The organism is Iningainema tapete BLCC-T55, assembly GCF_014698965.1.
Classification (GTDB): domain Bacteria; phylum Cyanobacteriota; class Cyanobacteriia; order Cyanobacteriales; family Nostocaceae; genus Iningainema; species Iningainema tapete.
Genome location: NZ_JACXAE010000072.1, coordinates 172,509 through 194,154, shown reverse-complemented (window position 1 = coordinate 194,154; position 21,646 = coordinate 172,509). Strand labels below are relative to the sequence as shown.

At 40.3% G+C, this 21,646-nt stretch carries 23 protein-coding genes, 1 tRNA gene and 1 pseudogene; 13 read left to right on the top strand and 12 right to left on the bottom strand.

The window, feature by feature from the left end:
- Positions 1–36: 36 nt before the first annotated feature.
- Positions 37–1,647, bottom strand: a complete 1,611-nt coding sequence (gene dndC / locus ICL16_RS21940; protein WP_190831997.1) for a DNA phosphorothioation system sulfurtransferase DndC — start codon at positions 1,645–1,647, stop codon at positions 37–39.
- 147 nt (positions 1,648–1,794) lie between these two features.
- Here dndC and ICL16_RS21935 point away from each other — a divergent pair, with 147 nt between their 5' ends.
- From ICL16_RS21935 to ICL16_RS21930, 3 genes are all read left to right on the top strand, one after another.
- A complete protein-coding gene (locus ICL16_RS21935) occupies positions 1,795–3,390 on the top strand; it encodes a DGQHR domain-containing protein (protein WP_190831995.1) in 1,596 nt (531 codons plus the stop codon).
- A gap of 182 nt (positions 3,391–3,572) precedes the next feature.
- Positions 3,573–4,115, top strand: a complete 543-nt coding sequence (locus tag ICL16_RS44885) for a hypothetical protein (protein ID WP_202895654.1) — start codon at positions 3,573–3,575, stop codon at positions 4,113–4,115.
- Positions 4,096–5,568, top strand: coding sequence for a hypothetical protein (locus ICL16_RS21930; RefSeq protein ID WP_202895653.1), 1,473 nt, complete (start codon positions 4,096–4,098; stop codon positions 5,566–5,568). Before ICL16_RS44885 ends, ICL16_RS21930 begins: the two co-directional genes overlap by 20 nt.
- A 151-nt stretch (positions 5,569–5,719) precedes the next feature.
- Here the strand turns inward: ICL16_RS21930 and ICL16_RS21925 are convergent, their stop codons facing one another.
- Positions 5,720–6,193, bottom strand: coding sequence for a DNA phosphorothioation-associated protein 4 (locus ICL16_RS21925; RefSeq protein WP_190831993.1), 474 nt, complete (start codon positions 6,191–6,193; stop codon positions 5,720–5,722).
- A 176-nt stretch (positions 6,194–6,369) separates the two neighbouring features.
- Between ICL16_RS21925 and ICL16_RS21920 the strand changes: the two genes are divergently transcribed.
- Positions 6,370–6,618 (top strand): hypothetical protein, encoded by a 249-nt coding sequence (locus ICL16_RS21920; protein ID WP_190831991.1) that lies wholly within the window; start codon positions 6,370–6,372, stop codon positions 6,616–6,618.
- Here ICL16_RS21920 and ICL16_RS21915 read toward each other — a convergent pair.
- From ICL16_RS21915 to argF, 5 genes are all read right to left on the bottom strand, one after another.
- The gene (locus ICL16_RS21915) at positions 6,602–8,674 is read right to left on the bottom strand and encodes an AAA family ATPase (protein ID WP_190831989.1); all 2,073 of its coding nucleotides are present in this window, start codon (positions 8,672–8,674) and stop codon (positions 6,602–6,604) included. The genes ICL16_RS21920 and ICL16_RS21915 overlap by 17 nt on opposite strands.
- Complete coding sequence (locus ICL16_RS21910) at positions 8,671–8,844, bottom strand: hypothetical protein (protein WP_190831987.1); 174 nt, start codon at positions 8,842–8,844, stop codon at positions 8,671–8,673. The genes ICL16_RS21915 and ICL16_RS21910 overlap by 4 nt, the downstream gene beginning before the upstream one ends.
- Positions 8,845–8,939: 95 nt before the next feature.
- Positions 8,940–10,406, bottom strand: coding sequence for a DNA phosphorothioation system restriction enzyme (locus tag ICL16_RS21905; RefSeq protein ID WP_190831985.1), 1,467 nt, complete (start codon positions 10,404–10,406; stop codon positions 8,940–8,942).
- Between the two features lie 92 nt (positions 10,407–10,498).
- Positions 10,499–11,104 carry a transcriptional repressor LexA gene (lexA, locus tag ICL16_RS21900; RefSeq protein WP_190831983.1) on the bottom strand — a complete coding sequence of 202 codons (606 nt, stop codon included), beginning with the start codon at positions 11,102–11,104 and terminating at the stop codon, positions 10,499–10,501.
- Positions 11,105–11,323: 219 nt separating this feature from the next.
- The gene (argF, locus tag ICL16_RS21895) at positions 11,324–12,244 is read right to left on the bottom strand and encodes an ornithine carbamoyltransferase (protein ID WP_190831981.1); all 921 of its coding nucleotides are present in this window, start codon (positions 12,242–12,244) and stop codon (positions 11,324–11,326) included.
- 181 nt (positions 12,245–12,425) lie between these two features.
- On the opposite strand from argF, the gene ICL16_RS21890 reads away from it, so the two are divergent.
- Positions 12,426–12,497: transfer RNA gene (locus ICL16_RS21890), tRNA-Thr, on the top strand.
- A 15-nt stretch (positions 12,498–12,512) separates the two neighbouring features.
- On the opposite strand, the gene ICL16_RS21885 is transcribed toward ICL16_RS21890, so the two are convergent.
- A complete protein-coding gene (locus tag ICL16_RS21885; RefSeq protein ID WP_190831979.1) occupies positions 12,513–12,722 on the bottom strand; it encodes a hypothetical protein in 210 nt (69 codons plus the stop codon).
- A gap of 52 nt (positions 12,723–12,774) precedes the next feature.
- Between ICL16_RS21885 and ICL16_RS21880 the strand changes: the two are divergent.
- Together ICL16_RS21880 and ICL16_RS21875 are read left to right on the top strand one after the other, a co-directional pair.
- A pseudogene (locus ICL16_RS21880) lies at positions 12,775–12,915 on the top strand (type II toxin-antitoxin system HigB family toxin); the annotation flags it as partial.
- Positions 12,916–12,926: 11 nt separating this feature from the next.
- Complete coding sequence (locus ICL16_RS21875; RefSeq protein WP_190831977.1) at positions 12,927–13,307, top strand: helix-turn-helix domain-containing protein; 381 nt, start codon at positions 12,927–12,929, stop codon at positions 13,305–13,307.
- Here ICL16_RS21875 and ICL16_RS45875 read toward each other — a convergent pair.
- Positions 13,248–13,877: an SNF2-related protein gene (locus tag ICL16_RS45875; RefSeq protein WP_238360895.1), complete on the bottom strand. Its 630-nt coding sequence runs from the start codon at positions 13,875–13,877 to the stop codon at positions 13,248–13,250. The genes ICL16_RS21875 and ICL16_RS45875 overlap by 60 nt on opposite strands.
- Positions 13,796–14,095, bottom strand: a complete 300-nt coding sequence (locus ICL16_RS45870) for a phospholipase D-like domain-containing protein (RefSeq protein WP_238360894.1) — start codon at positions 14,093–14,095, stop codon at positions 13,796–13,798. Before ICL16_RS45870 ends, ICL16_RS45875 begins: the two co-directional genes overlap by 82 nt.
- Before the next feature lie 61 nt (positions 14,096–14,156).
- Between ICL16_RS45870 and ICL16_RS21865 the strand changes: the two genes are divergently transcribed.
- The 5 genes from ICL16_RS21865 to ICL16_RS21845 are packed head-to-tail and all read left to right on the top strand — an operon-like array spanning position 14,157 to position 17,208.
- The gene (locus ICL16_RS21865; protein ID WP_190831975.1) at positions 14,157–14,510 is read left to right on the top strand and encodes a hypothetical protein; all 354 of its coding nucleotides are present in this window, start codon (positions 14,157–14,159) and stop codon (positions 14,508–14,510) included.
- Positions 14,507–14,953 carry a type II toxin-antitoxin system VapC family toxin gene (locus tag ICL16_RS21860; RefSeq protein ID WP_190831973.1) on the top strand — a complete coding sequence of 149 codons (447 nt, stop codon included), beginning with the start codon at positions 14,507–14,509 and terminating at the stop codon, positions 14,951–14,953. The genes ICL16_RS21865 and ICL16_RS21860 overlap by 4 nt, the downstream gene beginning before the upstream one ends.
- Positions 14,954–15,007: 54 nt before the next feature.
- Positions 15,008–15,571, top strand: coding sequence for a hypothetical protein (locus ICL16_RS21855; protein WP_190831971.1), 564 nt, complete (start codon positions 15,008–15,010; stop codon positions 15,569–15,571).
- Between the two features lie 17 nt (positions 15,572–15,588).
- Entirely contained in the window at positions 15,589–15,966 is a 378-nt protein-coding gene (locus tag ICL16_RS21850; RefSeq protein ID WP_190831969.1) for a C6orf136 family protein, read from the top strand.
- A gap of 54 nt (positions 15,967–16,020) precedes the next feature.
- Positions 16,021–17,208: a TRC40/GET3/ArsA family transport-energizing ATPase gene (locus tag ICL16_RS21845; protein ID WP_190831967.1), complete on the top strand. Its 1,188-nt coding sequence runs from the start codon at positions 16,021–16,023 to the stop codon at positions 17,206–17,208.
- Between the two features lie 69 nt (positions 17,209–17,277).
- Here ICL16_RS21845 and dnaN read toward each other — a convergent pair whose 3' ends face one another.
- Both dnaN and dnaA read right to left on the bottom strand, forming a co-directional pair.
- Positions 17,278–18,456, bottom strand: a complete 1,179-nt coding sequence (gene dnaN, locus ICL16_RS21840) for a DNA polymerase III subunit beta (protein WP_190831965.1) — start codon at positions 18,454–18,456, stop codon at positions 17,278–17,280.
- A 369-nt stretch (positions 18,457–18,825) separates the two neighbouring features.
- Positions 18,826–20,202, bottom strand: coding sequence for a chromosomal replication initiator protein DnaA (gene dnaA / locus ICL16_RS21835; protein WP_190831963.1), 1,377 nt, complete (start codon positions 20,200–20,202; stop codon positions 18,826–18,828).
- 165 nt (positions 20,203–20,367) lie between these two features.
- On the opposite strand from dnaA, the gene ICL16_RS21830 reads away from it, so the two are divergent.
- The gene (locus ICL16_RS21830; protein ID WP_190831961.1) at positions 20,368–21,606 is read left to right on the top strand and encodes an HhoA/HhoB/HtrA family serine endopeptidase; all 1,239 of its coding nucleotides are present in this window, start codon (positions 20,368–20,370) and stop codon (positions 21,604–21,606) included.
- The last annotated feature ends 40 nt before the right edge of the window (positions 21,607–21,646 follow it).

Below are 21,646 nucleotides of genomic sequence, written 5' to 3'. Positions count from 1 at the left end.
TTTAGAGACGCGAAATTTTGTGTCTATTCAACGAAATTATTTATCATTGGTTGTTTCCTTGTTGCGGAATTTTCTACTTGCCCAAGTATCTGGTTCAGTGGTTGAAACTTCTGTTACCTCAACATCTCCTAAAGTTAACTGTTTTACTTTGTCAACGTCGCCTTCACTTGCTGCTGTTTTTAAATTCCGGATGAATTTGGCATTTTCAATTGCATCTTCTTGGGAACGTGAGCTGGTGTTGAAACATTTTTCTAAGGCGTCATATATTCCTCTACGACTAGCCATTTTACGATACTGGCGTTCTGTGTTTAATAGTTTCGCCATTAGTTCTAAGTGCATGGCATCACCATCACAAATTTCCTCTAGCACTGCCCATTCATCACTACCTAGTAAGCTGTGTTCTGCACCAGGGCGCGGATCTATGAAAGGTTCACCTGTGACTTCCTGATATATACGGGGTAAACTATCATCAAATTCGTGTTTTTCTTCTAGCCAAATGCGTCTAATTTCGCTGAGTTCTTCTTTAGTCATGAGAGTAATATCACGCATATTTTCTGGTGCTGACTGACGACTTTTTGTTTGTGCTTCTAAAACTTTTCTCAGCCAGTATTCTCGCCAGTATTTTGTATAAGGACCATGAATGGTTTCAATAGAAGTTTCGCCTTCTACGTTGCGTTCAAATAGTTGAACTTCGCCCCAGATTCGGCGGAAGTCTCTTTTGTCGCGATCATCTTTAATATCTAATTCATTACGAATATCTAATAAAGGTTGCATCCATTCTTTTTCTTCATCGTTTTGAATCATTGCCTCCATCGATCTATCTTTATTTACCATTGTACAAACCCAACACCCAAATCGGGAATCGCCACAACTAGGAGTAGAGGTATCAACTACGAGGGGGCATTCGTTATCTGCTGTTGCACCCCGGTACATGTTGAATAACTCTTTGTTGCTTTTTCCCCAGGGATTTTCACACTGATTTAGATAGATCCAGACATCATTATTACTCCAATCTTCGATGGGGCTGTAAATTAGTGAGTTAGGTAAGCTGGCGTTGGGGCTAAGGCGATCGCGCACTCTACCAATTTGATGCTTTTGCATTGTCGCCGCACGTTTGGTGCTTTCGGCTTTGCGAGTACCCAAAACCAGAATTGTTTCGCCGTTTGCTCTCACCATTTCCCGAATGAATTGGTTGGCTGGATTAATTTTCAAGCGTTGGGTACACCAGCGAAACTGGTGGCGCGGTGCTGGGTAGCCTTTGCCAATCAGATTTACCCAAAATGTTTCTTGAACTATTGGTTGCAGCAGATGGGGTTCAATTGGCATATTCATTTCTTTGGCAGCTTCTTTGAGTTGCTGTAAAGATTTACGTACCCAACCAGCAACTATCGGATTTTCTACCAACGTGTCAGTTGTAATGACGTGGATTGTTTTCGTGCGTTTTTCTTTGGGTAGAGCGGCGATCGCATTCCACACCAACTGTAGTACAGTACTTGAATCTTTACCCCAAGATACACCGATAATCCAGGGTATTTCGTCCAAACAATATAATTCTTGAATTTCCGTGGTGAGAGTCTGGATAGTTTCCACTAACTCTGCCACTGTACGCGGCTGAACTTTTTTTTCTTGCTGTTGTACTGAAGTCATGTGCCTATCCCTGTTCAACCCCCTATTTTGACAAGGGCAAATTTAGTATTACATAAATTTGTACTAATTACGGTTTTTAAAAACTTAATTTTTTAACTTTCAATTTCTTATATATTGATTCTGGGCTAAAAATTCAAATTTATTCAAATGAGCAACATTCCAGATTACCCAATCGATCTTCTCAAAAACCAGAACATTGAACAGGGGCAGAACGATCTCAAGCAATTCGGTTCATTGCTAGATAACTATCTTGATAGCAACAACCAAATTCTGGTTCAGAAAACCGAGATGGGAGGGAACCAGGCGTATGTAGGTTCCGTTACACTGGAATGGTTTGCGCATCGGGTTAACTTTGCATCTGGCTTACCCTTACTCAAGCAAAAGTACAATCCCGTAACTGGTAATATTGAGATAGACGCGGATAGTATTGATGAAATTCAACAGCGTCCCCTTGATTGGTCTCGTCAAGCACCGTTAGTACAGTATTTGGCAGTTCGCAATCACAAATTTCCACCAGTTTTGGTAGTGATTAACCAGCCGTGGGTGGATAATCCTCAAGCATCTCAGTGGGATAGTCAGGCACGGGCTATAAAATCTACCACAGAATTTACACCACTGGATCGAGATGGTAGATTTGGTTTACTTAACGTTTCTGATGAAAATGTAACTATTTATGCTTTAGATGGTCAACATCGGTTAATGGGAGTGCAGGGTTTGATGGAGTTACTCAGAACTGGTAAACTCCAGCGATACAAAAAGGATAAAACTCCTTACGACACAGTAATTACACTAGATGATTTGATCGAAAAATACCACGCCTCGCCTGCTTACCTAAAAAGCTTACCCAAAGAAAAAATTGGGATTGAGTTTCTCAGTGCAGTTGCGGTAGGTGAAACCCACGAAGAAGCAAGACGAAGGGTAAGATCAACTTTTGTTCACGTCAACCTTATGGCTGTACCTTTAAGTAAAGGTCAACTAGCACAGTTGAATGAGGATGATGGTTTTTCTATTGTTGCCAGAAAGATTGCTGTCACTCATCCACTTTTGGAACAACGTGAAGGTAGGAAACCTCGCGTCAATTGGAATAGTGCAACTGTAGCGGCTAAGTCAACAGTTTTGACAACGCTACAAGCTCTACAGGATATGTCAGAGCGCTATTTGGGGCAAAAATTCCAGCATTGGAAACCTTTATCTAAAGGTTTAATTCCCCTACGCCCAGAAGATCGAGAACTATCCGAGGGAATTAGAGATTTTCAGGAGCTGCTTGATTATCTCGCAACTTTACCAAGTTATAAAATTTTAGAATACGAAGATACCCCTCAACTGCGAAGATTTAGCTTTGAAAAGGATGGAGGCGAAGGAAATATGCTTTTCCGTCCTGTTGGTCAAGTAGCATTAGCTCAAGCTTTAGGTATCTTGGTATTTAGGAAAGGTTTATCCTTAGAAGACATATTTAAGAAGCTGCGAAAATACGATCAACAAGGCGGTTTTAGCAGCATGGAGTATCCGCAATCACTCTGGTATGGAGTTTTATATGACGCAAATCGAAAACGAGTGCAAATTGCTGGGCGGGATTTAGCAGCAAAATTACTAATCTATATTCTTGGTGGTATTCAAGATCACATAGAACGTGCCGAACTGCGTCAGAATTTAGCTAAAGCCAGAACTGTAGAAAATAAAACAATTGGTTTTGAGGGCAAGTTTGTCGAACCCAAAGCGGTAGGACTTCCATCAATTTTATAATTACTAGTCTTTACAAATCTTTAGCTGTATTCTTTTTATCTGCCTACTGAAATACCGTAACTTTGCTGTTGTGCTATCAAAGTAAATTGCTGTATAAAGGGAGTCATGTTTATGACATAGCTACACGGAAATCCACCGGGCTATTTCTTCGCTCATTTACTCTCAAATACGGTTAATTCAGGATGCTCATACTACCAAATAATGAAGGAAAAGCAAGATTCAACAAACCTCTTTATGGTTTAACAGGGACTTACACGTTATCAGAAGGTATAGCACTTCCCTACTTCCTTTCACTTATTGAAATTAATAGAGCCATTGATGAGCTTAAGATAGCTGAACAAATTCCGGCTTCGTTAGACACAAAATGGTCGCTCAAAGAACTTTTTCAGCGAGAAATTGATGACAAAAGGGTAGAGGATGATATCGTTAAAGGCTACCTTCTCGATCCCAAAAAACTCAAATTTTTCAATGCGATTACCATTCTATTGATGCCAAAGGGAGCCGATGGTAAGATTCAGGATACCTTCGATAACTCTACAACCATCGATCCTCCCCCTATACCTTGGGATGGTACCGATCCGGATGATTCTCAATGGAACCATCCACAAGCTCAAGTTTCTAACTTCGGCGGTGTTCAGTTCATGTCTATCGGACTCTCCGCCCGACTTCGTTGGGATGAAGATCGTGTACTGGCAGTAGCTGTAGATGGACAACATCGCATGTAGGGCACTGCGTACCTTCCGTGAAGATCAGAAGTTTCGGGGTGGTACTCTTCGCACCATTGAGCAACAAACTAAAATTCCAGTCTTGTTTGTTTTGCTTCATTCTAGTGCTGGGTTCCAAAATGTTCAAAGTGAAGCTGATTACTCTATTAGGGGAATTGCTCGTGAATTATTTACTGATTTGAATAAGAATGCCAAGACTGTAGATAAGGCTAGAGAACTGATCCTTGATGATAAGAGTATCAATGCCCAGTGTGTTAGAACATTGCTAACTGAAAAAACAGGTGAAGATGCCCAAGATCGACTTCCCCTTTCTTTAGTGCGCTGGCAAGACGACTTAAACCGATTTGATACCTCCTACTACCTGAATTCACTAGTTCATCTTGATCTGTTGGTTTCGGCAACTCTGGATCTAAAACCACCACGCGATCCAATGGAAAAAAAGCAAGTTTTAGAATTTATTGATAGCATTGATTCTACACTGGGTATCAACGATCAAAAAGTCCAGTATGAGGGGCGAGCGCTCTTGCAATATTACTTAGAAGACTACTGTGACGAAGATGAAGAACCTGTTACACCATTTGCGCGAATACCAGAGAATTACCTTGATTCAGCAATCAAAGGATTTAAAGTAAACTTTCGTCCCTGGCTAGTGAAGCTTTTACTAGAATTTAACCCATACCGTAACTTGCTCAAGTATGCTCGCGAGCATCATTTGATTGAGGGTACTTTTGGCAGGTTTCAAGCTCAAACCAGTAAACACAAAGGAATTATTAGAGAGCAGGAGAATGCTAGGGATAGTGATTGGCATAACCGAGAAATACTAGCGCATCAAATTGCGATCGCTAGCATGAAAGATAATCAATGGGCTTTCAAAACCATTTTCCAGAAGGCTATGGTTCGTTTGGGAAGAATGGTGGAATTTGACTACAAAGGCAAAGACTCAAACTTAGGCAACATAGATGATGTGTTGCAATTTTTGGATCGGCTCTATGACAAAGGCGTTCTTAGAGTAGATGCCAACTTGCTAAATTACCCTTTTCGTCTATGGACATTTGTAGCTATAAACCCGGGAAATGACAAAATTAAGGTTGCAAGAGCTGTAGAAGATAGAATATTTTTCTTATTGTGCTTGTGGTATTTCGGCTCTCGCAAAATTGAAATTGATGCAGCCAATGGTTATCCAATGTTGTCGAGGCGAAAGCTACTCCATTTCTTTAGCGCAGATACAAATAAAGATCAGTGGAATGATTGTAGTGATGCATACAAAGCATTATACAAGGGTTTTGACACAACTGCCTTCTATGGTAGGGACCATGAAAAAATGAGTAATCAGCGAAAAGAAGACTTGGTTCGTGACAGGTTTTCTGCAGTACTTGCGGTAGGTTTGCCTGATTCATATAGTCAGCCTTCCTCGCAGCCACTATCTGAGGAGGAGGAGGAACAAGGTTTGTAAGTAAGATTATCCAAATATGCGCTTTGTACTACCTTAAAAAAGGTAAAACGAAGCAGATATAAGTAGGGTGCGAAGCGTGAAACGTAACGCACCATTAATCTGTTGTTTATTGCCGTACTCTCGGCGCTACGACACCCTACTTTTGCTTAAATCAATTCATGAATTTGGTTAAATCAAATTCCTCGTCTTGTTGCTCTTGATTAACTTTAAACTTACTGAGAAATAATGAAACTTGGTATGTATAGTCTACTGATCCTCGTAACTCATTCTGCAAAACTTCCAGCCCACCATTAGCATACTCTTCAAAAATTAGGTTTCGCTGCTCTTCAGCTTCGTGTTCATTAACTGCTAGTATCTTAATATCTTTTGTTTCAGTAATTCCCAGCAACTTGATTACCCAATCATGTCCCATTGCATTAAAAGTTTCTAATCTAATGGGAGATGGTTCTCTTTTGGATATCTCAGAGAAAGGAACACGCTTTTTATACTTAGCTCCCAAAGTAGCTGCAAATACAATTACATCAGCATAAGTTTGAAAAGGACCTGTTGTACCATTTGCTGATGTTAAAGCTTTGACTAAATCAGCCTTATCTTTAGCAACTCTAATTCTACCTGCTTCCGCCATATACTCGTATCTAATTTGTCATCATCTTAACTCAAAGTCTTAAACATTGCATTGTCTATTGGGGGGTTAATACCCTCCCCCCATGAAATTATTCGCGTGATAGAATTAGGACGAAAGCTACCAAATAGCTAGCAGCTTACCAGATTTCGGGGTGCGATCTTAGTTACGAAATATAAATGCCTAATGACTTAATGTCAGAAAAGGCATATTTAGAGGTAAACGGTTGTTTGCCTAACATCAGGGTTGATATACATAGAAATGCAAATGTCTGTAGAGACGCCCCGTCGGGGCGTCTCTACATCTGTGTGCGATCGCTAATATACATGATTAACTCGCTTTTTGAAAGGCAAAAATCAAAATATCTAGAAATTTTCACGGTGCAGACGCCCCACCGGGGCGTCTCTACAGTTAAATTTCGCGGTTGACTTCAATGATTTCTGTGTACTCGAATTCATTTGGACTTTGTCTGACTAAGGGATAGTATTCATCACCCAATTCAATGTAATCTTGTTCGCAATCGGGTTTGGAAGAGTAGTAAGTCAGTACATATTCTTTACCTATTTTGTCGGTGATTTCTTCTTCTACTTCTCCGCGCCACTGAGTTTTAGTCACTAAAACCATCAACTGATTTGCTAATTTGGGTATTGTTTTGGCAATCCGCCGTCGATAATGTTCATCCAAACTGCCAAAGGGTGAATCCATGATAATCGGGAAGGTGCTACTATCTGGAGCCATCAACATTTGTCTTTTCCCACTCCATTCCCGCACCATGTCGATAATGCTGCTAATAAACGATAAACTCAAGATTTGATTTTCTCCGGTAGAAGCTGCAACAGATGCTTCTACGCCTGTGGTATTTTCCACCAGCGTCAGTTCATATTTATCACTGATTTTAGGAATATAAGGCGTAAATGAAATTTCACTAAATATTTCTTGTACCCGCTTTTCTAATGAAGCGCGAAACTGTTTCTCTTGACGAACTCTCATTTCCGTTAATCTTTCAATTGCATCTTGAGTTGCGCTGATGCGTCGCTGAGTTAGTGCCTGTCGTTCCTCATTCAGTTTCTGCTTAGCAATTTGTTTACCCAAACCTTCCAATTCAGCTTTACAGTTAGCAATTTGTTGCTGATTCGCACCTTGCTCTAGCGTTAAATCTCTGATTCTTTCTTCAATTTCATCCAATCGCTTTTGTAAACTGCTAATTTCTTCGTTAGCATCTTTACGCAATCGTTCTTGAATATTATCTAACTCACTCTCTATTGTTGACACAACTTGTCTTAATTGATTTTGTCTTGCTTGTTCTTTGTCAATTTCTTCCCAAAAAGCTGCTACTTGCTTATCAATTTCATCCACTTGTGCGCTGATGCGGATAGATGTTTCTTCGACTGCTGAGGAACCAGCTTTATCTAACCAACTTTTCACATGCTCGTGTACAGGTTTTCCTACTTTTAATTCTGTGCCACAAATACAGCGCCGAGAGTTGAGTAAATTATTGATAAATTCACGCGAAATTCCTGCCTTTAACTCACCTCGTTGCTTAAAATCTTCAATTATTTCCTGATATATGTTTGTATGTTCTGATAGTAATACTGTATAACCGCGTGCCGAAATTGCTTTTTGGATAGCTTCCCTAGTTTGTCTCAAGTTATCTTGATTCGCTGCTTTTTGTTTTTCTAATTCTTGCCGTCTTTCTGCTAATTCCTTAGCTGCACTAAGCTCTCTTAAACGGTTATTTGTTTCTTTTTTAAAAGTTTGTTGGTACTCTAACTCTTGTTCAATTTCCGTTTGTCTTTTGGAGATGCGCTCAATTTCTTGTTCTATGTTTTCTGCTTCGCGCAAAATCTGTTTAATTCCCGCATCACCAATTGCTTTTAACTCCTGCTCCAAAGTTTTTTTCGCTTCTCCCAAGTGTCTAATCGAACGGTTAATTACCTCCACACCTAAGAAAATTTTTGTGGCTTCAGCAATTTCCGCTTTTTTATCAGAACGAACTATCTCTTCAATGCGTTCGCCGTCAAAGAAGAAATATTGATGTAGACTAGCAGGTAAAATTTGCCCAATGACTTCTTCTGGTTGCTGTGGGGGGAAATACCACTTTCCATCATCCCCAGCTACCTGCATAAACAACTCTGTTTTACCAATGTCAAAGTCAGTTTTATTCTTATAAACGCGACACTGGCGTTTTACTCGGTAGCGTTTACCTTCATGTTCCCAAAAAACTTCTACCCAACATTCTACCGCTTGTCCTTGTTTAGCTTCTGCGATCGCACGCTTATTCACTAACTGCTCAGACGATGCGAAAGCTGCACTAAACTTTTCATACAGCACCCAAGTAAACGCATTCAGCAGACTTGTTTTTCCAGAGCCATTATTACCGTGAATAATCGTGGTGTTGCGATCGTCACCTCCGGCTACAATAATCTCTGGTGTCTTACCATAAAAAGAGCGAAAATTACAAAGTTTAATTGAAGTCAGCTTCATCGAACGGCTTCCTTCACAATTGTCAAAATATCATCATTAATATGGCTATTACTTTTCTTATCTAATCTACTCTTTTCTAACTGCCATACCTGCTCAATAATCTGCCGCACTTCCGGGGTAGCACTGCTAATTGGCTCTTGTACATCATCTATATTAGTTTCTCGATTCATGTGGGTGCTTAAATTTGGTTTTTTGTATATCTTAGCACTTTATTATCTCGTCATCAATAATCTTGTAGAGACGTTCCGCCGGAACGTCTCTACAATTATATATCTAATAATCCGTATCTCTTTTGTAAATTCAGTAACTTCATTCTCGCTTCACCTGCATTGTCAGCCAAATCAGCAAATTCTACGAATCTCAGTAATTCTTTCCGTAGCAAATTACGTTCAACTTCTAAAGTATCCCGATCTAAATCTGGTGGCAATACAATCATGTCAAATATTGTGGCACGAGTTTTACCTGGTGCAGGACGTAAAACTCGCCCACGTCGCTGAATAAACTGACGAGGATTAGCTGAACTTGCTAAAATAACAGCAGTTTTAATAGCCGGAATATCCACTCCTTCATCTAAACAGCGAATGGCGACTAAACCTTGTAATTCGCCGCTTTCAAATTGTTGGCGTAAAACTTCTCTTTCTTGTAAAGATGTTTGGGCGGTGTAGGTGCTTACTCTATAACCTAGTTCTACCCCCAAAATTTTAGCAACGGCTTTCAATTGGTGCAAGCTAGAACGCTGTCCTATTTCTTGTGAACCATCGCTGCAATAAAATAGTGTATGACTAGTTTCTCTGCGAGTTTTCATTAATTCACGCAAAGCGTTTAGCTTATTTTCAGCAGCACCGATTAATCTTGCCCGCTGCATTAACAAAGGCTTCAAGTCTTCATTGTCTTCAAAATTACCCAATTCAACATCTCGTTCCCGATATAGCAACGCTCTACCAATTTTTTGTGTCAATTTAGCGTAAGTGCGGCTTTCTGTATCTGTTAGTTCTACTAAAATGGGATAGTAAAGATAATGTACTAAAGCGCCTTGATTAATGGCATCTTTTAATGTAAATTCTGGCTGGAGTACTGAACCAAAGTAATTAAATATAGATTGGGTGCCACTTTCATCAAAATACCTTTCTGGTGTTGCAGACAAAGCCAGTCGCAAGCCAATTGTGCGGGGTAAACTTTCTTCTAACCTGGGTGCGCCTAAGTTATGTGCCTCATCGCCAATAATTAGGGTTTTTTCGGGAAAGTACTTAAGTTGAGATTGTAATCCATCTCCAATTAAAGTAGAGTTAGTGGTAATTACTGTAAGAAACGCTTGAGAACCAGAACGTACATTGTATAGTTGGTTAGAAAGTTCATTTTGCCAACTGCGTAAATTCTCGAAGGCTAGGATGGGTTTTAAATTGAATTTTTCACATTCTCGCGCCCATTGGGTGACGAGATGTCGGTAGGGACACACGACTAGTAAAACTTGTAAGTTAATTTGTTTGTATAATTCACAGGCAATAGCCAGCGCAGTAATGGTTTTACCACTACCTGTCGCCATTTTCAGCGTACCTCTGCCATTGTTGGCAAACCAGTTATTGATTGCTTGTTGCTGATATGAGCGCAGTTGCACCAGATGCGGCATCATTGGGCATCCTGGTAATGGTGGCTGAGTTTGATAAGTGCCTTTTTTCTCGCCTGCAAATGGTAGTTTAAGTTTGAAATTTACTTGATTTTGTACTAAATACATAAATTTGCAATAACTAAGATTGTTAATTGCTAATGGCTAATTGCTAGTTTTTTTAGCGATTAGCCTTTAGCGATTAGCCATTACCCATTTATTTAGTTGTAACTGCGCCAAACAGCAACAAGGGAACCTTGTACCTGTACTTGGAAGGCGTTAACATCAATGGGGTTGTATTTAGAATTGGCTGGTTTGAGGGTGACGCGATCGCCCATACGATAAAATCGCTTTAATGTTGTACCATGTCCCTCTACTCTGGCAGCAACGATAGTACCATTTTTGAGATGAGATGGTTCTTGTACTGGGCGTAGAAATACCAAATCTCCATCAGCGATGGAATCTTCTATCATGCTGTCGCCTGTGACTCGCAGAGCATAGGTTTGTGGGGGTAACGACAAAGTAGTTAAGTCTAAATGTTCTACTGCATCGTTGAAAGGTTCTATTAAACCACCTGCGGCAATAGAGCCTAAAATTGGCACACCTTGCTTCTGTGGATGTATAATCCGAATTGTCCGCGCCTTGCCTTCATGCCATTCAATATATCCCTTGACTCGTAAATGTTCCAACCGACTTTGAATTGGTGCTGGAGACTTAAGATTCATCGCCAGCATCATCTGTCGAATTGAAGGCGAATGTTGGTGCGTGCGGATGTATTCCACCAGCCATTCGTAAAGTTCTCTTTGAGCTTCTGTCAAACTTTCCATAATTTTGTAGGGAAGTAAATACACTTCTTAGAACATTAGTACTACAAAAAACCCCTTTATGGAAAGGGGAAATTCAAAAGATTCAAGATAAAAGAAAAAATTAGGAGTGTGAATTCTTCAATTATGAGTAAAAATACTCAAAATGTATTTTTTGCTAATACTAGATTTTAAAAAGAAAAATTGCACGTTGTACAGACGCCCCGGCGGGGCGTCTGTACGTTATTCTGCACCTAAAATGCTGGCAAGTAAAGCTTTTTGCGCGTGCAAACGATTTTCCGCTTGCTCCCAAACTCTTGATTGAGAACCTTCGATGACTTCATCAGTAAGTTCTTCTCCCCGGTGAGCGGGTAAGCAGTGTAAAACAATTGCCTCTGAATCGGCAAGACTTAAGAGCTGCTCATTAATTTGATAAGGTTGGAAAACTGGCATTCGGTTAGTTGCTTCGGCTTCTTGCCCCATACTTGCCCAAACATCTGTGTAAAGTACATGAGCACCTTTTGTTGCAGCTTCAGCATCATGAGTTATAATTATTTGCGTTTTATCGCCTGCAATTGAGCGTGCTTTTTCAACAATCGCTGCATTAGGCTCATATCCACTTGGTGTGGCTACTCGAACATTCATCCCCGCTAAAGCACAACCTAGCATCAAAGAATTAGCCACATTATTCCCGTCACCCACGTAAGTTAAGGTTAACCCAGTGCATGTGCCAAAGCATTCTTGAACTGTCATCAAATCAGCCAATACCTGACACGGGTGCTCTAAATCTGTCAGAGCATTAATTACTGGAATTTTGGCATAGTGGGCAAAAGTTTCTAATTCTTGCTGGGCAAAGGTGCGAATTGCTAGAATATCTAAATATCGATCCAAAACTCGTGCTGTATCCTGCACAGGTTCTCCGCGACTTACTTGAGTGACGTTAGGATTAAGATCAATTACTTGTCCACCAAGTTGGTACATCGCTACAGTAAAGCTTACCCTGGTTCGAGTCGAAGCTTTAGAAAATAGTAGTCCCAAAACTTTGTTACACTGCAAATTCAGCCTTTTTAATTTTAGCTGGGTTGCCATGTGCAGGAGTTCAAGAACTTCACTGGAACTAAGGTCTGCTAAGCTTAATAAATCTCGTCCGCTCAATGCTGCCATGCTAGTACTTTTTAAAGTCTGATTGATCGAGAACGATTATGTGTTTCCTCTGCTTTAGATAACTGTATGGCAAAACACATGTCTCTTCCAAGCTCTTCAAGACAAATCTAATTATTTGTTGACAGTCAGCTCGTTTATGCTATAATCTCAAATTAGTGCGACGTTGTTAGACTAGTAGTACGCCAGCATAGCACAGTGGTAGTGCATCCGACTTGTAATCGGAAGGTCGTCGGTTCAAATCCGACTGCTGGCTTTGACCCTATTTATCTTAGTGTGACTTTTCATTATGTAGATTATCGGCTGTTACTCGTGACAGTAGTTCATCAAGGTCATGTACTTTTTCTGTGCAGCGGGGTAAGTTACTCGTGATACTTTGTAGTGCCAGAAATTCGACAGATTGTCCTGTCAACTCAGCAAAATGATGTAGTTGCTCAAAGAGCGATTCTGGGATTTCCAACATCAACTTTTGGGTAGTCATCTTTCACCAACTTTGATTGTTATTGTCCGTAGTCTAGACTAGAATCGAAAAATCAAATAACCGTGTTGTATTTAATATCAAAGGTAATGATTATCGCTTGATAGTTCACATTCGCTATGACATTAGTATTGTGTTTATTCGTTTTATTGGTACGCACAAAGAATATGACAACGTAGATGCAGAAACGATTTGAGGTGATACATCATGCTTGAACTTCGTCCTATCAAAACAGAAGCTGACTATCGTGCTGCGTTGGATGAAATTGAAAGACTTTTCGACGCCCAAGCGAATACACCAGAGTGCGATCGCCTAGAAATTCTCACGACGCTGGTGGAAGCATACGAAAAACGTAACTACCCAATTGAAGCACCAGATCCGATTGAGGCGATTATGTATTATCTGGAAAGTCGTGGGTTATCCCGGCGCGATTTGGAGCCTGCAATTGGCAGTCGGGCGCAAGTGGCGGAGGTGTTAAATCGCAAACGGGCGTTAACTTTGGAGATGATTCGACGTTTGCACAGTCAATTAGGGATTCCGGCGTCCGTTTTGATTCAGCCTTACGAGCTGGAAAAAGCTTCGGCATAGAGCTAAAGAGCGTACAGAACATTGATGCTTTCTGATCAAGTCTAATTCTCTCACCGTACCGCCGCCTAGTTGATTAAGTAAGGCTTCTGGACGAAATCCCAAATCTTCATCTTCTGGAACAAATAACCGCAGTTGGGCAGACAAGTCAAGATAGGTTTTATTGTAAGGAGTTGCAGAGAGCAAAATACATTTACTTTGATTGGTAGCTAGATATTCAGCGATCGCTCTATATCTCTTTCCTTCCCGATTCCTGAGATTATGACTTTCATCAATTAAAACAACTCGATAGCGGCGTAATTCTGGTAACTGATGCACTTGAGAGATAGACAGTACTTTAGCATACAACCGATAGTTATCTACATACTCCTGCCACATTTTTACTAAGTTTTTCGGGCAAATAATTAGCGTTTCTAGTAGACAGTCTTCTTGTAAAATTTTAGCAAGGGCAGTTCCTACCAAAGTTTTGCCTAAACCAACCACATCCCCAATTAGTACACCCCCACGTCTGGTGACATGACGCGCTGCCAGTTGAACTGCTGCTTTTTGAAAGTCAAATAAATTGTTAAACATGCTGCTTGAACTTCATCACTCTCGTGATTTTGCATCCCTATCAGCAAACGACAACAAGCACCTTCACTACCCACATACTGCTCAATCAAGTCGTCAAGTTTCCGCCAACCCCTGAGATTGAAGTAGCCGACGCAAAAATCAGCGCGATAAGAGACTTTGAGAGTTGATCGCAGAATCGGTAGTAGTTGCAAGTTGATGTTGTCAAAGATGCGCGGCATAATCTCATATTTTGCTTATTCGCTAAGATAATGTAATAATTCCTAGAAAGGGTGAGTGAAAATGACAGATAAACAAGTAGCATCTATAACAGTAGAAGAACTAAAGGATTTAATTGCCACAGTGGTTGATGCGCGATTGAGTGCAATGAAAACCAGCCTTTTGCAGGAAATTGCTGATTTGATTGAGAACAATGCCAAGAGAGAAGCGCCTACTACGACTGGGCAAAGTGGTTCACATGTACGAACCAAATTAACTGAAGCTGAGAAACAACAGAGATTGAAAGATTTAGATGAAATGTTCCGTAGGTGGGATGAAGAATACGATGAAGAGGAGCAGCGAGAAACTTTTGAATATTTGCAAAAAGCATTAGATGAAGATCGTCTCTCAAATCGACCACTGTTTCCACAAAAATGATAGTTTTATTAGATTCTGGTCCGTTGGGAATATTAACCAATCCCAAGGCTTCACCTCTCAACACGGAATGTCGGTGCTGGGTGTTATCTTTACAGTCCAAGGGCTATAGGATAATTTTACCAGAAATAATAGACTACGAGGTGCGGCGAGAGTTAATACGAGTAAATAAACTAGCGGGTATCAAGCGGCTGAATGAATTCAAAGTAACGCTGGAATATTTGCCTTTGAATACAGCTATGATGCTGCAAGCAGCTGAATTCTGGGCGCAAGCACGACAAAGGGGAATCCCTACAGCAGATCCTAAGGCGCTAGACGGAGATGTGATTTTAGCGGCGCAAGCTACACTGGTAGAAACGGAGGGTGACGCAGTGGTAGTTGCCACAACTAATGTAGGTCATTTATCCCAGTTTGTAAATGCGCGGGAGTGGCGAGAAATTAGCTGAGATCAATGCTACCTCTAAGCGTTACGCTAGAGGCAATAAGCATAAAAAAAGACTATGAAACCACAAGAAATAGCAGATGCACTCACAGATTTATTTGATGCAGCATCAGTCAATCGGATCGCACCAGGTTCTTGGCAAGTAGAAGCTCCTGCTTTCCGTCTATTAGTCATGCTTTCGGAAGATGACACTTGGCTGCGAATTTTAATACCAATAGTACCTGAACAAGAAGCTCTGCCATTCTTAGAACAGTTCATGGAAGCTAATTTTGATGAAACTCAAGAGGTACGTTACGCTTTGCATCAAGGTGTAGTGTGGGGTGTATTTCAGCATAACAGCAATAGTTTGGTGGTGGAAGATTTTCGCTCGGCGATCGCTCGACTGATTTCTTTCTACGAAGCCGGGTTAGATAAAGTCTTTAATCGGTTAGTAGAAAGCCGTGTGCGGCAAATAATTATAGCAGCAAAACAGCAAGGTCAATCATTACAAGCTACAATGCAAAACCTTGATCGCTTCTATGCAGAAGGATTGATGGGTGATTCAGATCAAACCCCTGAAGCGCAAGAAGAAGTTTTAGCAGCTTGGCGACGTCAACTAGAACGCCTTTGGGATGAAACTTAATAATTGGTAATAAAGACATGGACATCATTCAAACTCTGAAAGATGACTATCAGAGATTCCCCGTTAATCAGACTTACAGCATCTACGCTCAAGAGGTTTATTTTCAAGATCCGCTCAACAAGTTCCGTGGTGTCGAGCGCTACAAGCAAATGATTAAATTCATTGAGACTTTTTTTCTAGATCCGAAAATGGACTTGCACGACATTCAACGACAAGGAGACACAATTAAAACCAAGTGGACACTGAGTTGGAATACTCCCCTTCCTTGGAAACCGCGTATTTCCATTCCTGGCTGGAGCGAATTACGCCTCGACTCAGTTGGATTGATTGTTTCTCATATAGATTATTGGAATTGTTCACGCTTGGACGTGCTGAAACAACATTTCTTTGCTTAAACATTCGATAATGTAAATAAATGTAAAAACTTCTCACACAGGACAAAAGCATCCATGCGTGTAATTTTAATGACAGGTAAAGGTGGTGTAGGAAAAACCTCTGTAGCCGCAGCCACTGGACTCCGTTGTGCAGAACTGGGTTATCGTACTCTAGTATTGAGTACAGATCCCGCCCACTCTCTAGCTGACAGTTTTGACTTAGAATTAGGACACAATCCGAAACAAATTCGCCCAAATTTGTGGGGTGCAGAACTAGATGCCCTGCAAGAACTAGAGGGAAACTGGGGTGCTGTAAAGCGTTACATCACTCAAGTTTTACAAGCGCGGGGTTTAGACGGGGTACAGGCAGAGGAACTGGCGATTCTACCGGGCATGGATGAGATTTTTGGCTTGGTAAGAATGAAACGCCATTATGACGAAGGCGATTTTGATGTACTGATTATCGACTCAGCACCCACTGGAACAGCATTGCGTCTGTTGAGTCTACCAGAAGTAAGCGGCTGGTACATGCGCCGTTTTTATAAACCATTTCAAAACATCTCAGTTGCACTTAGACCTTTAGTAGAACCTTTTTTTAAACCCATTGCTGGTTTCTCTCTACCAGACAAAGAAGTAATGGATGCTCCTTATGAATTTTATCAACAAATTGAAGCTTTGGAAAAAGTCTTAACTGACAACACTCAAACTTCTGTGCGTCTTGTCACCAATCCAGAAAAGATGGTGATTAAAGAGTCTCTTCGCGCCCATGCATATCTAAGTTTGTATAATGTTGCAACAGATTTAGTAGTAGCCAATCGTATTATTCCCAACGAAGTTCAAGATCCATTTTTCCAGCGTTGGAAAGAGAATCAGCAGCAATATCGACAGGAAATTCATGAAAACTTCCACCCATTAACTGTGAAAGAGGTTCCCCTATTCTCAGAGGAAATGTGCGGTTTAGCTGCCCTAGAAAGACTAAAGGAAACACTGTACAAAGACGAAGATCCCACTCAGGTTTATTACAAAGAAACCACTATTAAAGTTGTTCAAGATAAAGATCAATATAGCTTAGAGCTTTATTTACCTGGTATTCCCAAAAACCAGATTCAACTGAGTAAAACAGGTGATGAATTAAATGTTACGATTGGTAACCATCGACGTAATTTAGTTTTACCACAAGCTTTAGCAGCACTCCAACCTGTAGGGGCAAAAATGGAAGAAGACTATCTCAAAATCCGTTTTGCTGAAGGTACAAGGGTGTAGAGACGCCCCGGTGGGGCGTCTCTGTTTCATTTATTAGCCCAGAAATTCTTTTCTGGACTAATATACAATCTAATTTCTCAATTGAACAGGCATAGCTAAATAAGTCATCTTCACACCGCCCAAGGGAGTGAAAATCACAGGAGTTAAATTTGTATTCAACTGCATTTGAATTTCCGTAGAAGGTAAAGTTTTTAAACCTTCCATCAAATATTTAATATTGAAAGCGATTTCTATATCTTCTCCTAATATTTGGGCTGAAATTGTTTCTCTACCACTACCCACATCTTGAGATTCACAAGATAAAGTAACTTCTTGAGCCTCGCTCTCTATACTCATCTTAACAAGATTATTTTTCTGATCTGCTAATACAGCAATTCGTTCTAAAGCACTCACTAACTGTTTGCGATCTAAAATCAATTCTCTTTGAAACTGACGAGGTATAAGTTGATGATAAGCAGGATATTGCCCTTCTAAAGTACGACTAGTCAACCTTTGATTCTGCCATTCAAAAACAACTTGACCTTGATCGAATTGTAAAGCTACTAGTTGATCTGAATCTGAGCTATGAGCTAACATCCGCTCTAATTCTCTCAATGCTCTGGCTGGTACTGTTACCTCTATAGGCGCAATTTCTGCTCCTGCTTCTTCTGCGTCTGAACTTTCGTTCGTAGTTTCTACTACTGCCAAGCGATGCCCATCAGTAGCTGCAAATTCTAATGTATCTTGTTTTACTGTTAAATGTACTCCAGTAAGTACTTGCTTAGTTTCATCTGCACTGGTAGCAAACAATGAACCCCGCAATCCTTCTATGAGCGCCCCCCCAGGAAGATAAACTACTTGAGCATCTTCGATGACAGGTAATTCGGGAAAATCTTCGGCTCCCATCGCTCTTACTTGATAACGCCCGCTTTTTGGTGTAAGTGTGACAATTAAACCTTCTGCACCCACTGAATTATCCTGGTTTCCTGATTCATCCTCTAAAGTGATTTCTCCTTCAGGAAGACGAGACGTAATGTCATTAAGCAACTTGGCAGGAATAGCAACTGTCCCTGAGTTTAAAACTTCAGCGCTAAAGCTAGTACGAATACCCAAGCTGAGATCAAATGCCGTTAAGCTAACCAGGTTAGTCTCTGCATCTGCGTGTAACAACACGTTAGCTAGTATTGGGTGGGTTGGGCGTGAAGGTACAGCGCGGCTAGTAAGAGATAAGTTGGTACTGAGTTCACTTTGGGTGCAAACTAATTTCATATTGGCGATTCAGCTTGTGCGTTCGCTATGTTAGCAGGTTTTTGGTCTTCGTCGCAGTATTCTGGTTTTGCGTTTTTTTGTCCTGCGACTACTATTAAATAATTAATTATTTTATTTATAGTAGTAGTCTCTGTGGAAATTGTGGAAAATGTTGGACGTTTCTCTTATTTATTGGGTTTTACGTGTTAATTTCTGTGGAAAAAGTGTGGAAAAACTTGGTTACTTATCCACAGAGTATTTGTACTTAGTAGAGTTTTCCACTAAAAACCTATAGTTTTCCACAGCAGTTTTAGTAGTTTTCCACAAAAAATTAAGCTTTTTCCACAATCTAACTTTATCTTAAAAAAAATTTATAGTTTACTTAATATTTTAAGGTCTTTTCGGATTACTAGTCATGGAGATGCGATCGCTCAAGGAACGCAAAGTTTCTGTTAAGCCAGAATCAGTTTCTCGCAGTTGAGTTATTTTTTCACAGCTGTAGATTACAGTTGTGTGATCTTTACCACCAAATTCCTCTCCTATTCTCGGCAAACTCAAATCCGTGTGATGCCGCATTAAATACATACCGATTTGACGCGCCCAACTAATTTCTCGACGACGTGAATTACTTTTAAGGTCTTCAATTGAAACACCAAAAGCATCAGCGATAATCGTTAAAATTACTTCTGGGGTTGCCTCTACCTTCTCTCTTGGCGGTTCTAGTACTGGCGTAATGTTTTCTACCGTCATTGGTAAACCCCAAATAGAAATATAGGCAAGAGCGCGAATTAAAGCTCCTTCCAACTCACGGATATTTGATGTATAATTAGAGGCAATATACTCAATTACGTCTCTAGGTAGACGAATATTTTCGTACTCAGCTTTCTTCTGTAAAATTGCCATTCTAGTTTCTAAATCAGGAGGTTGAATATCAGCAATTAAACCCATAGAAAACCGTGAAGATAATCTTGCTTGTAATCTCGGTATTTGATTAGGAGGACGATCTGATGCTATGACAACCTGCTTACCTGCTTCATGTAATGTATTAAAAGTATGAAAAAACTCTTCTTGGGTGTATTCTTTACCCTCAATAAATTGAATATCATCCACTAAAATTACATCAGCAGCACGGTAATGTTCGCGAAAACTTTGCATACTATCTTTACGAATGGCAGTAATTAAATCATTCGTAAACTGCTCGGTAGAGACATAAAATATTTTTGAATTAGGACAAATTTCTAAGCGATAATGTCCGATCGCCTGCATGAGGTGAGTTTTACCTAAACCAACACCACCACACAAAAACAACGGATTAAATTCTCTGCCTGGAGATTCGGCAACTGCCAAAGCAGCAGCATGAGCCATCCGATTGTTTGCACCTACCACAAAGCGAGAAAATACATATTTTATGTTTAAATTAGAACTTATTGGTCGATTTTTGGGTAGATCAACATTCTTGTTTGGAGTAGGTGTTCCCCAATTAGCTTCTTGTTCATTTAATTGAAAATCTTCTTCAAATGAAGCAACTGTTAAGTAAATTTCTACAGGATAACCAATAATGTCTTGCACTACATTCGCAATAGTCTTAATGTAATACTTTTGTAACCAATTGCGTGCAAAGGGATTAGGGGTACGAATTACTAAACAGTTGTTTTCCAGTCTTTCCGCACTAGCGGTTTTAATCCAAGTTTCAAAGGTGGGACGAGATAGCTCTACTTGTAAGCGCTCTAGTACCTGAGTCCACAGATTATCTATGGTAATTTCCATAATTTACCACCTTTGCCCATAATCGTCACAATAAAGGAGATAAGCTTGCACCAATTTAACAAACTAGTTCACAAAGTGTGAAACTATCTTTTGAGTTAATTATTCCGAGACTCTCCTAGTAGCCAATATCCTACCACCACAATTCACACGTAGAAATAAAAATACATGAAGCTCACTAACCATCATCCCATTACCTCATCACTACGTACATTTACCACTAAAATTAGTTTCGTTCTATTTCAAGGTTTAGTAGTAACCTATCTTGGGGGTTGCTCTATGCTTGCCAATACTCTGGAAGCAAAAAAATTTGATACTACCGATCCTCTACAACCCCAGACTGTAGTACAAACAAATCCCCAACTGGCACCACCACCGATTATTGCTGCTGGCAAGGGAGATCCTAATTTTGTAGTTGGAGTAGTACAAAAGGTAGGCTCTGCGGTAGTGCGTATTGATGCTAAAACTGTCATCTCCCAGACGCCAGAAGAACTAGATGAACCATTACGGAGATTTTTTGGACGCGGCTCTTCACAGCCTAGACAGCGGCTAGAGCGGGGAAGTGGTTCTGGATTTATTATCAATGCTAACGGTCAAATTTTGACTAATGCTCATGTGGTAAATGGTGCTGACATTGTAACTGTAAAATTAAAAGATGGTCGCACGTTTGATGGCAAGGTACAAGGTGAAGATCCAGTTACGGACGTTGCTGTGATCAAAATTGATGCAAATAACTTGCCAATTGTGGCTTTAGGGAATTCAGAAATTTTACAACCTGGTGAAGCAGTGATTGCCATTGGTAATCCTTTAGGTTTAGATAATACCGTTACTTCTGGTATTATCAGCGCTACAGGTCGTTCTAGCAGTGATATTGGTGCTAACGATAAGCGTGTTGATTACCTTCAAACCGATGCGGCAATTAATCCTGGTAACTCTGGTGGACCACTGCTCAATGCTCGTGGTGAAGTAATTGGCATGAATACTGCTATAATCCGTGGGGCGCAAGGCATAGGATTTGCGATTCCGATCAAAACTGCGCAACGAATAGCTCAGGAATTAATTACCAAAGGAAAGGTTGATCATCCTTATTTAGGTATTCAGATGGTAACACTGACAAATGAGGTTAAGGAAAAAGTAAATTCTCGAACTGGGGTTAATTTAGCAGCAGATAAGGGAGTGTTATTGATAAATGTTGTCCCTAGTTCTCCCGCCGCATCTGCTGGGTTGAAAGCAGGTGATGTCATAGAAAGCATCAGTAATCAGCCCGTTTCTAGTATAGTAGACGTGCAAAAATTAGTAGAAAACAGTAAAATAGGTTTCCCTTTACAAATACAAATACAACGAAATGGGCAAAAATCGCAAGTATTTATTAGACCAGCACCGTTGCCAGTGCAACGTGAAAGCTAGATTTGGGAATTGCTGATTGCTGATTGCTATTTGTTACAAT

What these genes read in the sequence shown, in the direction of transcription:
- dndC (WP_190831997.1), bottom strand. Translation starts at nt 1,647, where the DNA reads ATGACTTCAGTACAACAGCAAGAAAAAAAAGTTCAGCCGCGTACAGTG.
- ICL16_RS21935 (WP_190831995.1), top strand. Translation starts at nt 1,795, where the DNA reads ATGAGCAACATTCCAGATTACCCAATCGATCTTCTCAAAAACCAGAAC.
- ICL16_RS44885 (WP_202895654.1), top strand. Translation starts at nt 3,573, where the DNA reads ATGCTCATACTACCAAATAATGAAGGAAAAGCAAGATTCAACAAACCT.
- ICL16_RS21930 (WP_202895653.1), top strand. Translation starts at nt 4,096, where the DNA reads ATGGACAACATCGCATGTAGGGCACTGCGTACCTTCCGTGAAGATCAG.
- ICL16_RS21925 (WP_190831993.1), bottom strand. Translation starts at nt 6,193, where the DNA reads ATGGCGGAAGCAGGTAGAATTAGAGTTGCTAAAGATAAGGCTGATTTA.
- ICL16_RS21920 (WP_190831991.1), top strand. Translation starts at nt 6,370, where the DNA reads ATGCCTAATGACTTAATGTCAGAAAAGGCATATTTAGAGGTAAACGGT.
- ICL16_RS21915 (WP_190831989.1), bottom strand. Translation starts at nt 8,674, where the DNA reads ATGAAGCTGACTTCAATTAAACTTTGTAATTTTCGCTCTTTTTATGGT.
- ICL16_RS21910 (WP_190831987.1), bottom strand. Translation starts at nt 8,844, where the DNA reads ATGAATCGAGAAACTAATATAGATGATGTACAAGAGCCAATTAGCAGT.
- ICL16_RS21905 (WP_190831985.1), bottom strand. Translation starts at nt 10,406, where the DNA reads ATGTATTTAGTACAAAATCAAGTAAATTTCAAACTTAAACTACCATTT.
- lexA (WP_190831983.1), bottom strand. Translation starts at nt 11,104, where the DNA reads ATGGAAAGTTTGACAGAAGCTCAAAGAGAACTTTACGAATGGCTGGTG.
- argF (WP_190831981.1), bottom strand. Translation starts at nt 12,244, where the DNA reads ATGGCAGCATTGAGCGGACGAGATTTATTAAGCTTAGCAGACCTTAGT.
- ICL16_RS21885 (WP_190831979.1), bottom strand. Translation starts at nt 12,722, where the DNA reads ATGACTACCCAAAAGTTGATGTTGGAAATCCCAGAATCGCTCTTTGAG.
- ICL16_RS21875 (WP_190831977.1), top strand. Translation starts at nt 12,927, where the DNA reads ATGCTTGAACTTCGTCCTATCAAAACAGAAGCTGACTATCGTGCTGCG.
- ICL16_RS45875 (WP_238360895.1), bottom strand. Translation starts at nt 13,877, where the DNA reads ATGTTTAACAATTTATTTGACTTTCAAAAAGCAGCAGTTCAACTGGCA.
- ICL16_RS45870 (WP_238360894.1), bottom strand. Translation starts at nt 14,095, where the DNA reads ATGCCGCGCATCTTTGACAACATCAACTTGCAACTACTACCGATTCTG.
- ICL16_RS21865 (WP_190831975.1), top strand. Translation starts at nt 14,157, where the DNA reads ATGACAGATAAACAAGTAGCATCTATAACAGTAGAAGAACTAAAGGAT.
- ICL16_RS21860 (WP_190831973.1), top strand. Translation starts at nt 14,507, where the DNA reads ATGATAGTTTTATTAGATTCTGGTCCGTTGGGAATATTAACCAATCCC.
- ICL16_RS21855 (WP_190831971.1), top strand. Translation starts at nt 15,008, where the DNA reads ATGAAACCACAAGAAATAGCAGATGCACTCACAGATTTATTTGATGCA.
- ICL16_RS21850 (WP_190831969.1), top strand. Translation starts at nt 15,589, where the DNA reads ATGGACATCATTCAAACTCTGAAAGATGACTATCAGAGATTCCCCGTT.
- ICL16_RS21845 (WP_190831967.1), top strand. Translation starts at nt 16,021, where the DNA reads ATGCGTGTAATTTTAATGACAGGTAAAGGTGGTGTAGGAAAAACCTCT.
- dnaN (WP_190831965.1), bottom strand. Translation starts at nt 18,456, where the DNA reads ATGAAATTAGTTTGCACCCAAAGTGAACTCAGTACCAACTTATCTCTT.
- dnaA (WP_190831963.1), bottom strand. Translation starts at nt 20,202, where the DNA reads ATGGAAATTACCATAGATAATCTGTGGACTCAGGTACTAGAGCGCTTA.
- ICL16_RS21830 (WP_190831961.1), top strand. Translation starts at nt 20,368, where the DNA reads ATGAAGCTCACTAACCATCATCCCATTACCTCATCACTACGTACATTT.